Origin of the sequence: Roseibium alexandrii DFL-11 (assembly GCF_000158095.2) — a bacterium.
Lineage (GTDB): Bacteria > Pseudomonadota > Alphaproteobacteria > Rhizobiales > Stappiaceae > Roseibium > Roseibium alexandrii.
The window spans coordinates 1316049-1329492 of record NZ_CM011002.1 but is presented as its reverse complement, the minus strand read 5'-3'; the positions used below and the strand labels follow the sequence as shown (position 1 = coordinate 1329492).

General features: G+C 55.8%; 9 protein-coding genes. All 9 read left to right on the top strand.

Annotation, left to right across the window (positions count from 1 at the left end):
• Nucleotides 1–42: 42 nt before the first annotated feature.
• The 9 genes from SADFL11_RS06195 to SADFL11_RS06155 all read left to right on the top strand — a co-directional run bounded on the left by SADFL11_RS06195 (nt 43) and on the right by SADFL11_RS06155 (nt 13431).
• Nucleotides 43–3447 (top strand): hypothetical protein, encoded by a 3405-nt coding sequence (locus tag SADFL11_RS06195; protein WP_008190055.1) that lies wholly within the window; start codon nt 43–45, stop codon nt 3445–3447.
• Entirely contained in the window at nt 3448–7737 is a 4290-nt protein-coding gene (locus tag SADFL11_RS06190) for a hypothetical protein (RefSeq protein WP_008197447.1), read from the top strand.
• A 44-nt stretch (nt 7738–7781) separates the two neighbouring features.
• Nucleotides 7782–9053 carry a phage tail fiber domain-containing protein gene (locus SADFL11_RS06185; protein ID WP_008190787.1) on the top strand — a complete coding sequence of 424 codons (1272 nt, stop codon included), beginning with the start codon at nt 7782–7784 and terminating at the stop codon, nt 9051–9053.
• 9 nt (nt 9054–9062) lie between these two features.
• Nucleotides 9063–9479: a DUF4376 domain-containing protein gene (locus tag SADFL11_RS06180; protein ID WP_008197456.1), complete on the top strand. Its 417-nt coding sequence runs from the start codon at nt 9063–9065 to the stop codon at nt 9477–9479.
• A 225-nt stretch (nt 9480–9704) separates the two neighbouring features.
• Nucleotides 9705–9884, top strand: a complete 180-nt coding sequence (locus SADFL11_RS06175; RefSeq protein WP_008192086.1) for a hypothetical protein — start codon at nt 9705–9707, stop codon at nt 9882–9884.
• Nucleotides 9885–10230: 346 nt separating this feature from the next.
• Nucleotides 10231–10473, top strand: a complete 243-nt coding sequence (locus SADFL11_RS06170) for a hypothetical protein (protein WP_008190149.1) — start codon at nt 10231–10233, stop codon at nt 10471–10473.
• Nucleotides 10466–12349, top strand: a complete 1884-nt coding sequence (gene terL, locus SADFL11_RS06165; RefSeq protein WP_008188692.1) for a phage terminase large subunit — start codon at nt 10466–10468, stop codon at nt 12347–12349. Before SADFL11_RS06170 ends, terL begins: the two co-directional genes overlap by 8 nt.
• Nucleotides 12350–12380: 31 nt before the next feature.
• A complete protein-coding gene (locus SADFL11_RS06160; protein ID WP_008197474.1) occupies nt 12381–12707 on the top strand; it encodes a hypothetical protein in 327 nt (108 codons plus the stop codon).
• 520 nt (nt 12708–13227) lie between these two features.
• Complete coding sequence (locus SADFL11_RS06155) at nt 13228–13431, top strand: hypothetical protein (RefSeq protein ID WP_008189875.1); 204 nt, start codon at nt 13228–13230, stop codon at nt 13429–13431.
• Nucleotides 13432–13444 lie beyond the last annotated feature (13 nt).

The window sequence follows — 13444 nt, the reverse complement described above, 5'->3', positions numbered from 1 at the left end:
AGCTCTGTTGAGACCACGTCGCGGCCTACTGTCGGAACACAGATGGTAGACCGCACGGTCACTCCACGAGCCACTCCACAGGGCTACAACCCAAGTGCCGGCATCTCTCAGGAAGCTCAGAGAACCGGTCAAACTGTCGCTCGTGAAGCTGAGAGGCTCGGAGCGCAGTATGTTAACGACGTAAACCTCCAGGCAGAGATCGCCAAGGACACCTCACGACAGGTTCAGCAGATCTATCGCCAGAGCTTCGCGCAGCAGAAGGAGAGCGTCGGTGCTGGTGTTCGCCAGCAGATGAGCGGTCTTGAAGCGCTCTCGAACGGCATCGCTCAGTTCGTCGGTGGCGTCCAGAAGGGCTTCTCGAACCTCCAGGTTCTCAACAAGGCGAAGATGGATGAGGAGTACCGGAAGAAAGAGGTCGCTGAGCAGAACAACGCTGAGTTCGATTGGTATGCCCGTCGAGAGGCGGATCCGGACGGTGGCGACACCTATTTGGAGACGTATGCCACTCTGAAAGGCGGCGCTGACGGTGATCAACTGGCCGCTGAGTTTATTCAGATGGCCGAGACGCAGATCCCTCTCGATGCTGATATCGAGGCTGCAGCTGAAGAGTTCTGGAACCAAGAGGTTGCCGGAGCCTACGCCCAAGGACAGCACTCTACGGACGAGATGAAGCACTTTACCGAAGTCGGTAAGTCTTTCTTTGCCGGGATCGACTCGTTCGTCAACAGTCGCCAGAAGCAGAGTACCAGCTACCAGCTGACGCAAGGTAAGACCCTCGTCACTGAGAAGGCGTTCAAGCTGGGGGCCAAGGGTGACTTCACAATGGGCGACATCAACATGCTCTTGGAGAACGCCCAGGGTATGTACATCGACGACCCGGCCCAGGCCAAGACTGCTGTTCTGACTGCCCTCATTGACGGCGCTCGGACACAAGGCGGGGACGCTGTTGAGTACGTCCAGACCTTCATGGAGAAGGAGAAAGGCTACGGCCCGAACGGCGAGACGTTCGCTGAGTGGCGTCCACAGCAGTGGTCGAACCTCAACAAGCACCTCCACAAGATCTGGAACGAAGAGATCGACATCCGCGCTGCCCAGCACCGTGAGGTGACGGCGGCGATGATCCGGGGTATTTCTGACCCTGGACTGGCTCTTGAAGAGCGCGAAAGCCGGATCACTAACGCCTACGCTTCTCTGGTCCGTGGCGAAAGCCGTTGGGGAAGCCCAGCCAAGTACGCGGACATGAAGGAGAAGCTTCGTGTCGAGATGGACAAGTACAGCTTCGATCTCGCTGAGATGGAGCTTTACGATCAGTACCTGAAGACTGACAATGCGGCGTTCCCAGGTGAAGAGGTCATCAAGAAACAGCAAGACGGATACATCCGGAACAAGCTGGGTATCGATTACCGGACCACAACGGACATCGCTGAGATCAACTCAGTCGCTGGTCATGTGTTCTCTGCACAGGCGATCTCTCCAGACGTCAAGAAGTCCTTCAACCGTCGCCTACTGGATCTCCGGAACCGCGACAACGCTCTCGCTGGCTTCAACTTCTTCAACTCCCTGTACAATCAGGATCCGACACACAACAAGCGTTTCTTCAACCAAGCGATCTCGAAGGAAGCCAAGGCTTACTTCAGCGTCCTCCAACAGGCCACGAATAATGGTGCGATGGAGCCGGGGATGGCTCTCGAAGCGCTCGCTCAGAACCCGAACATCGCGGCAGACATGTCGAAGTTCAATCTGGCGACGTTCAGTGGTCATGAAGACGATGCTATCGGGAAGGCTAAGGCATCCGCCAGCCTGGAGCTGAAGATCCGTGACAACGTGGCGACGGGCTGGAGTAAATGGTTCAGTCGGGCAGGGGCGCTTGTCTCTGACGCTGAGACTGGCAACGCTCTCCTGGGCAACATCGATATCAGCGACGAGATCAAGCAACGGATCATCCAAGATATCGCATACCAGTCTGCAGTGGCTGAGAACGCAGGCTTCAAGCTGGATCATGACGAGATCATTGATCAAGCTGTTCAGCGTGGTCTGGCAAACGCAGATCAGGTACCGGCTCCTTACGGACGCACACGCCTGATCCCGAGAGCCACCGAGACTGTTCAAGACGCTGACGGTAAGGCGATCCCGGTCGTCCCGATGGGAACAGACGTTGTGAACCCGCACACGAAAGAGGCCGAGAATACGGTCGAGACGTTCCAAGAGGACGCTCAGCTGCTCGTTGACAGCCTCGAAAACGCGGAAACGGGTCTTGACCTGGGTGAGGGGGAGTTCTCCCTGATGCCGGGTGAGTTCACCTCCAATGGTCGTTACACGGTCATGGTGGACGGAAAGCCTGTTCATCTGAAGGTCGGGCAGGAGATGACTGTCACCGTTCCGGACTTCGATCAGCTACAGCCTATCGACTCTCCGTGGTCTGAGATGCAGTCCCGTGAGCGAATGACGGTCAAGTTTGGTCAGAACTGGAACGGCGATGCTGATCCTGAGTTCGCCAAGCAGCACCTCCTCGCAGCGATGGGTATCGACAGCTCTGAACAGACCGGCATCGAGTTCGTGATGAACGACGCCGGGTACGCCACGCTGGTCTACAAGGGCCGGTTCAAGGGCGTGACAGTGGATGAGAAGGAGGAGCAGTTTGTTCCTGCTGATGAGACCACTGAAGACCTGGACGGGGACACTCCTGTGGAGCCTACCTCGGCTGTGGTGTCCATGCTCCCTTCCGTCAGCTCGACCAACCAGACACAAGCTCGTGCTGGTAACAACGCCTTCCTCAAGGCTAGGGAGAAGATGACCACCGGGATGCTGACACGTCTGAAACGCGCTGGTCTGGTACCGCAAGGTGTCAACCTGTTGCAGCCAGATGTCGCGGACCCGTTCTTGGTGCTGGATGACGCAATCCAGAACCAGATCATCACCAAAGGCGGTACGGCTCTTGATGTCGCCACAGCGCCTGTCTCTGAGTCCTACGGCAACCGCCGTTATCAGATGATCAAGGCCAAGGAAGGCTTCAAGAACTTCTCCTATGACGACGTCGGCTACAGATCCATTGGTCTCGGGTTCAACATGACCGGACGGAACGACAGTAAGACCGCTTTCCGCGATCTCTTCGGGATCACCGGCCAGGACTACCAGGACGTCGTGAACGGCAAGAAGGGCCTCTCTGAGCGCCAAGTCCGTCAGCTGTTCGACTACACCGCGAACATCATCGAACGAGACATCGACCGGGACTTCCAGGGCATCGCTCTGAAGGAACACGAACGTCTCGCATTGTTCTCCATCGCTTACAACCGACCATCCCAGTACAAGGAACTCATTCCGCTGGTGAAGGCCGGGGATAGGCGCAAGGTGGCTGAACACATTCGAAAGCACACCAACCCCAAGAACCTGAAGGTGATCTGGGGAAGAGCCGCCAAAGAGGCTCGTTTATTCTACGGAGCATCGTAATTGGAATTTAAACCCAACCAAAGAGAGGGCGCGGTCAACCGCGTCCGATCTAACCTCCTCCATCGTCGTGGTCCTGAAGTAGGACAGCGGACCTCCGGAACCGGAGAGACAGTCGGCGCGTGGTACACCTCTGAAACCAACGTGGGTGAGGCGCTCGACAACGGTGCTATTAACGACTTCTCAGAGCGCAAGGAGGCGGGGTTCAACCCCTTCACCTATTACAAGAACAATCAGGAGCAGTACCAGGACATCGAGCCGCTGCTGCTGAACGGATATTTCGACGACGTCTACAGCCCTGAACGGTTCGAAGACAAGGTCAGCCGGGCGCGTCAGGATCTCGAAAAACAACGGATCATTCAGAACGGTAACACCCTCGGTACCGTCCTTGGTGTCGCGTCTACCCTGGCTGATGTCGATCTGCTGACCGTGATCCCTTTCCTCGGCCAGTTCAAGAAGGGCGAGAAGGCCCTCAAATCGGCCCTGAAGGCCGGTACAGCGGTCGCTGCATCATCCGCCCTAACTGAGGGCTATCTGTACTCACAGCAGGCTACAAGAACCCCTAGCGACGTCTTCATGGGCATTGCGACCGGTGGTCTCCTCGGTGGAGGCATCGGAGCCGGGTCGAATAAGCTCGCCCGTATGGGCACAGCTCTCTCCAAGGATCCGGAACGGGCCGAGAAGATGTTCTCCGGGGATCCGGAGCCGGTCATCGTTTCCCAGAACCTGGGCGAGACTGTTGAAGAGAGCGAGAAGATCATCGTCAAGGAAGACGGTGAAGTGGAGGTTGCGGAAGGTCGCCGTCCGACAGCAATCAAGGTGGAAGCCGGTCAGATCGAGGACATGGACAGTGACGACGTCGTGACCATCACAATCGATCCTGAAGACGCTCCTAACCAACCCCTCGGCCAGGGTCCACGACCCGCTGGACTGAGTGCTGACGCTCCTGTCGAAGATCTCGAAGACCAAGCGACAGCTGTTGGTGGTGTGAACTGGTTCGCCCGTGCGACACCCCTTGGCCGGATCTTCCGGATGTCCAATCCGAACGCTCGTGGTCTGTTCATGAAGATCGTCAACAAGGGCGGCACTATCACCAAGAACCACCTCCGTGGCGAGGCTGATGTGATGTCCGCTGAAGACGCTCTCGGGCAGTTCCTTGAGGACACTCAGATCGACGTCATGAACACTCTGGAAACAGAGTACCGCAAGACGCTCATCGACATCGGTCTGGTGGACGGCGACAACAAGACAAGCCAGTTCCTGGGCGATCTCAAAGCCGACTTCGGGTCCGCTGCAGAGAACATCACAGGCAGCTCCCGGTTCCAGCATGAAATGTCTCCTCAGGAGTTCCATCAGCTGACGGTTTACCAGATGCACGGGATGATCAACGACGCAGATCGGGCCGGTCTGGTAGAACGGTTTGGTGAGGAAAACGCTGACAAAATCCTGTCTCGTGTCGAGACGGTCTCCGGCAAGTTTGACGAGGTCAACCAAAAGATCGTGGACGATATGATCGCGACCGGTATGATCACTCCAGATCAGATCGAAGGCGAGTACGGTATGCCTCAGTTGTGGGTGTACGATAATATCGTGCGCGATCTTAACGAGTTCAAAGCGGACTTCATGGAGAGGCTCGAAGGGGAGATCCCTGACGAGTTCATCACGGACAACTATCCGGGGATGACAAGAGCTGAGTTCGACAGCGATCCAGCCTTCAAGGAACGGGTCACGACCGAATACACAGACCTGAAATACTTCGACCGCCTGGACGCTGCTGAAGAGCGTGTCAGACTGGCGGAAGACAGCGTGAAGACGACCAAGGACACTCTCAAGGGTGACATCGCGGATCTGGGAACAGACGTGAAGGGTCGGAAGATCGCCCGTCGCCAGGGTGGTATCGAGAAGCTCGCTCAGAAGGCCACGACCGCTCTGCGGAACTGGAACATGAAGAGCATCAACCAAGCTGCTCGACTGTCCGTCAACATGGCGGAACTCCAGCGGGCCGAAGTGTCTCTCATCAAGGCTGAGCAGAACGCTCTGACCACGGCTGCGGAAGCAGCTCGCACGATGACACTCGAACGCCTGTCTCTGGAGACTGACGCTCCGGTGACCATTCGGAAGGCAGAGGAAGGTGTGACAGAGGCTGAACAGCGTCTGTTCGCTCATATCTCGGGCCGGATGAATGAGGTCCGGAACGCAGACCGAGCGAAGGGTCGATGGGCTGACAGCGACTTCCAGTCGTCGTTCTCCTATGACGAGACCTACCAGAAGCTCGTGTCCGATCTGGCGACAGCTGAAGCGCGTCTTCATCGGTCTATGGCATCTCAGCCGAAGGTCAAAGAGACACCGCGACTGGCTCGTATCGAGGAACGCGCACGGCAGCGTGAACTGGAGCTGAAGACCGCCAACAAAGAGTTCGAGCGGCTTTCAATCCGGGTTGATCGGATCCAGACCAAACTGGACAACATCGAAGCCAACAGGGCAAAGGTGAAGGATCTCAAGGCCAACGCTGAGATCGCTCGTAAAGACCTCCGCGACCGGCTCAAAGAGCAGGGCAAGGAGCTGAAGTCGGCCAAGTCTGCCTACAAGAAGATGATCAAGGGTAAGACAGCTCGTGAACGTGTTGACGAGATGGTCAAGGCGCTCGCAAAGAGTCCTCGCACTCCCTGGGGCGGAATGCCTTCGGAGCTGATGGAGTCTGGTCGGCAGAAGTCACGGACGATCAAGCTGACAGCTGAAGAGAAGCGGCGGATGATGGAGAAGGGTTGGTTAGACACCGATCTGATGTCCATCTACGACCGGTACTTCAGGGACGTTGGTTCTCGTGTGGCTCTCCGGAAGACTGTCGGTACCGATAACGTCGAGGAGATGTGGGATCCGATCCGTGCGGATTACGAGAACCGTATCGCAACAGCGGAACAATCGGGTGACAAGAAGGAAGCTGGAAAGCTTAGGTCCGAGATGGATCAAGGCCGGAAGGATCTGGAAGCAATGGTCGGACGTCTGAGCGGGCACTACGACATGCCTGACAATCCAGACAGCGTCTGGGTATACGCCAGTCGGAACTTCCGTCGCTGGTCTCTTCTGCGGTTTGGTGGACTGTTCGTAACGAGTTCCTTCACGGATCTCGCGCAGATCTACTTCACCACTGGGAAGCGCCCGTTCTCCAAGGAGTTCACGAAGGCCGCAAAGGCTTGGCGAACCACCTTGAAGGACATGGACAAGGCTCAGCTGCGGACGATCATCACGGCCAGTGAGTTCATGCTGCTTCGGAGCCGTACACATGCTCTCTACGACATCCATGAGGGTGGTCGCGGCGGCATCGGTAAGCAAGGCTCCAAGACGCACAAGATCACCCAGGGTATCGACTCCACGACCCGGTACATGGCTGACAAACTGTCGGTCGTGAACCTCATGGCCGGGTGGAACGCAACCACCAAAGGTATTGCGTCCATCATGCAGCTCCAAGAGCTGAATAAAGCCGTGAAAAACTGGGACAAATCGCCCGGACAAGGCGGTCTTTCCGACATAGATAAGGCCCGCTTTACTGCACTTGGTCTTGGGGACTACGAAGCACAGCTTCTGCGTAAGTATTTCGACATTGACGGACAGCTTGAAGACGATGTCTTCCTGCCTGACTTCGAGCAATGGGGAAAGAACAGCGTAGACCTCCAGGCGCAGCAGGTTCTTCGCCGGATCATGCGGAACACTCAAGACCGCGCTGTGATCACTCCAGGTATCGCTGACCGTCCGTTGGTGATGTCCACGGAGCTTGGCCGGTTCCTTCTGCAGTTCCAGTCGTTTGGCTTTGCTGCAGCTAACCGGGTCATCCAGCCGATGTATCAAGCACGTCATGTCGATCCGTCTGACACTCGTTTCGCCTGGGCCGCAGCGCAGATGGTTGCCCTCGGGTTTGCCATCACCGTTCTGAGAGCGGCGTTGTACGGCAAGGATCCGTTCGAGCGTGATGCCAAGGATCTCATGTACGAAGCTATCGACCGGTCAGGTCTGGCCTCGTGGATGTCTCCTTACGCGGACATGGGCTTGAAGATGTTCGGCAGCAGCGTCAACGACGCACTGGGTATGGATGTCCTGCCTGGAGCCTCCAGCCGGTTCATCAGGAACCAGTGGTGGGAGTCGCTGCTAGGACCGAGCGTCTCGACCTTCGAAGACGCTGGCGGCATGGCAATGGCCTTCGCTGACGGAGACACGGAGAAGGGCTTCGAGAAGCTTCGATCCCTCTTACCTCTCCAGCAGCTGATCAGGGTCGGTGAAAACCTTCTTATCGAATAATCAATTGAGGGGGCCTTCGGGCCTCCTTTTTCATAGGAAAACAAATGGCAAACTCATTCGTTGAGCATCTTGGCGATGGCTCGACAACCAACTTTGCGGTCTCGTTCCCGTATCTAAAGCCGGAACACGTATCCGTACTTGTTGACGGTGTTGACACGTCATTCACTTGGACGAATGACGCGACCGTTCAGATCTCTCCCGCACCGGCTATCGATGCTGTTGTGCGGATCCAGCGCAGCTCGTCGCCTGACGCTCGTTTGGTGGATTACCAGACCCCAGCGATCCTTCCTGAAGAGGTTCTGAACCTCGACAGCAAACAAGCGTTCTATCTCGCTCAAGAAGCGGTTGATAAGACGACGGATATTATCGGCAGGTCTGGTCTGTCTTGGGACGCACTGGGTTACAAGCTGACCAACGTCGGTGATCCGGAAGCCGGTACTGACGTCATCACCTATTCGTTCCTCTACAACGTCTTTAGGCCGGAACTCACAGCGACTTATGATCAGGTTTTGGCGTTGTCGAGCGACATCATCACGGTGTCAGACAACATCTCCACAATCTCTGACGCTGTTTCTCTTCTTCAAGGTATTTCAGCAGAAGACATTGGAGCTGTGGTTGCTCCGTCTGGCGTGACTGTCAACCATGTCCCGCAATGGAGTACGACCGAAGGACAGCTCAAGGCTGGACTTCCTGTCGGGTCTGGACCAGAGCATCTGCTACAACTGGACGGCGACGGTAAGCTTCCAGCTATTTCTGGCGAGAACCTGACGAATGTCGCTGGTGCTGGTCTTTCGGTCGGTACAAGTGCAGACAACTTGGTCCAGTTGGATCAGGGTGGCAAGCTCCCGGCTGTAGACGGGTCAGAACTGCTCAATCTACCGGCTCCTGGTATGTCTCTGTTGTTCGAGACAGAGGTTACTACTGCAGTGCCTTTCGTGGCGTTTACGAACCTTCCGACCACGTATAGTCACCTGTTGATGGTGATAGAGGACGCCAGTCACGACAACGCGGCGGCGAACTTCACGGCTAGGATCGCGGTGAGTAACGACAACGGCGTGTCCTACGCTGATAACGCGATCAACTCGTCAGGCGCAAACGGAAGTTACGGATGGACAGGCGGTCTGATAGTTCCCGGTTACAATCAAAACTCCGGGACGATCCTTGGATCAGGTGATTTCAACCTCAACCCGCTCGCTATCGGCTATAGCCTAAACAACGCGATACAGTGGCGAGCTGTAGGTGGGATCAATGCAATTCGCTTTAAGTTTCAGGGCGGTAACGTAGATGCAGGTCGTATTCGACTGTACGGATATTAATAATTGACCATGAAAGCTTACATTAACGACAAACTGGTCGTGCTGTCCCCAGAGGTCGCCGCAGAATACACTGAAACGCCAGAAAAGACTCGACAACTCCAGAAGGAAGCTCTCGCTGCGAAGCGGTGGGAAGTCGAAACTGGTGGTCTCATCTTGAACGGCGTTCTTATTGACACCTCTCGTGAGAGTCAGGCGATGATCAACGGGGCCTACGCACAAGCTCAGCGTAAGAAAGATGCCCCCGGATATATGATCAACTTCAAAGGCCGAGACGGCTGGGTGTCGCTTACCGCTGATCAGATGATCAACATCGGTGAAGCTGTTGGTGACTTCGTCCAGGCTTGTTTTGATCACGAGAGGTCTCTGTCCGATCTGATTGATCAGTCTGACACGTCTGTCGATATCAATGCTGGGTGGCCGGTCTAGTGGCCGACAACACCGAAACCCTTCTCCTTCTTGGACGTATCGACGGGAAGCTCGACTCAGCTCTCCAAGAGATCCAAGACCTGAAGGCAACCCACTCAACCCATGACAAACGACTAGGCAGTCTCGAACGGTCCCGCGCTACGCTGACGGGCTGGGCTGCTGCAGTCGGAGCAGGGGCATCCTACGTGGTGTCCCATTTCCCTTTTCCAAAGTGAGGAATTTTTTATGACTTGGATCGTTTCCAATCTCGACAACATTTTCATCGCGGTCACTGCTGTGATCGCTGCTGCTTCCGCTATCGCTGCTCTCACGCCGACTCCCAAGGACGACGCTGTGGTCGCAAAGGTCCGGAAGGTCGTGGATGTGCTGGCGCTTAACGTCGGCAACGCCAAGACCGACAAGTGATCCTAGAAGGTCTCTGGGAGCCTCTTGTACAGCTTCTCGGCGTTATCCTGGCCAGTCTAGTCGTCTACATCAAAGGACGCGCTGACGGCTCTGTGAAGGCCGAGAACGCTGCTTTCAAGAAGGCTCTCAAGTTCCATCGTGAAGCGGATCTCATTGATAGTCGGAACATGCCTACTCGCGATGCTATTGCAGAGCTGCGTAGGCGTTCCCGTAACTGAATGTCCTGCCTTCCCCTGGCCCAGCGCAGAGGTCATCGACACGCTCGAAGACGTCTCGCAAACAGATCCTGACCTGGGCCGGTGGGTGGTGGACATCACCAAACATGGAATGAAGATAGACGCCTGTAATGGCTGACGTGAAGAAGCTCAAGGAAATCCTGATCGATGATCTGATCGACCGGATTGAGAATGGTGAGCAGAAGTTATCAGAGGACGGAGAAGTCATCCGTACCCCGGCCCCGGCACAGATCCTGTCGGTCGCTGCAAAAGTCGCCAAGGACTTCGCTGGACAAGAGGAAGACGAGAACGTCATCCCTATGGCGAAGAACCTTTCATCCAAGCTAGAGAAGTATCGCGCCGCGAATGCTTGAACCGCTTACCTACGAGATCGAAGGTGAGCGCTATCCCCATTGGGTGGTTACCCGACCGGAAGAGGATTGGCCTCTCTATGAGAGCTTTACAGCCTTCCTCGACCGCGTCTGGGAACACCTTGGGCTACCAGAACCAACACGCGCCCAGTACGAGATCGCTCACCGATTACAGTACGGCGCTGACTCCCTAGAATGGGAGAAGCTCTCAGAGGAAGAGAGACAGGTCCGACACAAGGGCCTTAGAGAAGACATCATCCGCGCCTTCCGTGGCCTGGGGAAGTCCTACATCACTGCAGCCTTCGTTATCTGGCTCTTGATGAGGAACCCCAAGGACGAGAAGGTCATGGTCGTATCGGCCTCGTCAGGCAAGGCGAAGCAGTTCGTTGACCAGACCAAGGGCATCATTCAGTCGATGCCTGAGATCCGTTGGCTGCTCGAAGGGGACCGCCAGGAGGGCGCGACACGACGAGACAAGGCTGACGAGTTCGACGTCGCCGGGGCATCGCTGTCCCAGTCCCACAGCGTCACTGCACGAGGCATCACCGGTCAGATTACCGGTTCCCGTGCCACGACACTCATTGCTGATGACATCGAGATCGAGAGCAACTCCAAGACGGAAGAGGCTCGTCAACGTATCTTGAACGTGGTCCTGTCGGACTTCGTTCCGGTCACCAAGACAGAACACGGCAAGGGCGACATCATCTTCCTGGGGACACCTCAGACAGAGGAGTCGGTCTACAACGTCCTCGTCATCGAAATGGGCTTCAGCTGCTTCTGCATCCCGGTGAGATACCCGACAGCAGACAAGCGGAAGAACTACGTCCTCATCACTGAGGGTCGTGAAGAGATCGACATCCTGGCTCCTTACCTGCGGTACATGAGAGACCGTAGTGAGGTTCGTGAGGGTCGCGCTATCGACACCCGGTTCTCTGATGAAGAGATGAACGCCATTGAGGCGAAGGGCCGGTCAACGTTCGCCCTGCAGTACATGCTCGACACGTCCCTATCGGACGCTGAGCGGTATCCGCTAAGGCAGCACGACCTCATCGTCTTTGAGTGTAACCCAACGAAGGCTCCTGTCACGATCCAGTGGGGACGTCACTCAGACAAGATAAACGTCATCAAGGACATTCCCAACCTGGGCTTCTCCGGGGACTACCTTCTGCGTCCTCTCTTCGTGGACCAGGAGTGGAGGGATTACGAGCAGTCAGTGCTGTTCGTTGACCCGTCCGGACGAGGCAAGGATGAGACCTCTTGGACCATCCTCAAGGCTCTTAACGGGATCCTGTACTGGGTCCACCAGGGAGCTGAGATTGCAGACCCTGAGAAGGCAATGGTAGCCATCGCCAAGGACGCCAAGCGGTTCAACGTCAACACCGTTGAGGTCGAGCCTAACTTCGGTCAGGGGATGTGGGTATCTGCCTTCAATCCGATCCTCGGTAAGATCTGGCCAGGAGGCTGTACAGTCGTCGAGAGTGAATGGGCGAAGGGTCAGAAAGAGACCCGGATCATCGACACTCTAGAGCCTGTCCTAGCCACTCACAGGCTGGTCGTGTCGGAGTCATTGCTTCGTCATGACGTCGATAAGGAGCGCGTCTACAGCGTTCTCTATCAGCTCACACACATCACCAGGGACCGTGGTTGCCTGTCTCATGACGACGGCGTAGACAGCCTCGCAGGAGCCATCGCTCACTACACCCGGAACATGATGATCGACGCTGACCAAGCGGTCGCTGCGATGAAGGAAGACGAGTTCATGGCTGAGCTTGAAGACTTCATTGAGGGCTGTCTGGAAGGTGGCGTCCGTGTGAGATCTAAGCGACGTGAAGGGGAGACTCTTGAAGAACGAGCCACAAGGGACGTATATCAGTCCTAACGAGTCTCGTTGTCGAATCAAGAGGATACCCATGCGACACTTCAAGATCCTTCTCACTGCCTCGGTCATGTTGGTCGGGGCAGGGACAGCCTCTGTAAGCGCCTCTGAGGGGGCGTGGTCACCTGTTCAATGCGAAGGGGCAGAGATACTCCTGAAGAGGTTCCTCGGGCTTCCTGACGGCCTCTCAGAGGGTTCTGGCGTACATGAGGGTGCGGAGGACTTGGAGTGGCGTATCGAGAGGTTAGAGGGGCTTCAGGAGGTTCGTGGGGAGACTCTTCACGAGCAGGAGCTACAGCGGCGTATGATCCGTGGGAATTATCTTCTCGGGGTCCAGGAGAGCTGTAAAGAGGCACTTTGAAAATTGCTTCGCGATTTGTGACCTCTTTTTCCCCCGAGCCGCAGCTCACGCGCCCCCCATGCCCCCCGCCAGGATATCGAGGTGAGGGGGTGGGGGTGCTGCCAGCGTGGCGCAAAGATGAAACACTCTGGAACCCAGTCAGGTGATCGCTTGGCTGGGTTTTCGTTTAGCTGTTGGCACAGATTAGACCCATTCTCTAACGGTACACGCTAGACCCGGCAGAAATGCTCGCGTCTGGTAGGTAGGCAAACAGACTAACAGAACCTTGGCACGGCATAACCGGGCAATGCATGGACGTGTTGGAAGGGTTGGTAATGGGCTGGTAACGAGTCCCAATCGGCCGGAAATAGGCTCTTATCAGCCTGTGGATAACATTATTTTATTTAATAAAAACAAACGCCTACCACTGTGGCACTATTTTTTTCGAAAAAACTGCTTGCCTACCGATTCGGAAGGACTCATAACTGTTTTCAACAACAGCAACACAACGACTACACAACGAACACGGAAAGACACTGTTATGCGCTTCTACTGGCTTATCGTCCAAGACGAATACAACGCTCCTTGGGAGATAACATTCGGTGACTATGACAAGGAGACAGTGAAAGAAGAGCTTCTGGACATCACATCAGGTTTTAACGGACCATACGACGCTCGTATCGTAACGGCTCCTGACTTCACTCAGGGCTGGATTGATAAAAAACTCATTGCGATGAACGGTTGACGTTATCAGGGGG

What these genes read in the sequence shown, in the direction of transcription:
- SADFL11_RS06180 (WP_008197456.1), top strand. Translation starts at nt 9,063, where the DNA reads ATGAAAGCTTACATTAACGACAAACTGGTCGTGCTGTCCCCAGAGGTC.
- SADFL11_RS06175 (WP_008192086.1), top strand. Translation starts at nt 9,705, where the DNA reads ATGACTTGGATCGTTTCCAATCTCGACAACATTTTCATCGCGGTCACT.
- SADFL11_RS06185 (WP_008190787.1), top strand. Translation starts at nt 7,782, where the DNA reads ATGGCAAACTCATTCGTTGAGCATCTTGGCGATGGCTCGACAACCAAC.
- SADFL11_RS06170 (WP_008190149.1), top strand. Translation starts at nt 10,231, where the DNA reads ATGGCTGACGTGAAGAAGCTCAAGGAAATCCTGATCGATGATCTGATC.
- SADFL11_RS06195 (WP_008190055.1), top strand. Translation starts at nt 43, where the DNA reads ATGGTAGACCGCACGGTCACTCCACGAGCCACTCCACAGGGCTACAAC.
- SADFL11_RS06160 (WP_008197474.1), top strand. Translation starts at nt 12,381, where the DNA reads ATGCGACACTTCAAGATCCTTCTCACTGCCTCGGTCATGTTGGTCGGG.
- terL (WP_008188692.1), top strand. Translation starts at nt 10,466, where the DNA reads ATGCTTGAACCGCTTACCTACGAGATCGAAGGTGAGCGCTATCCCCAT.
- SADFL11_RS06155 (WP_008189875.1), top strand. Translation starts at nt 13,228, where the DNA reads ATGCGCTTCTACTGGCTTATCGTCCAAGACGAATACAACGCTCCTTGG.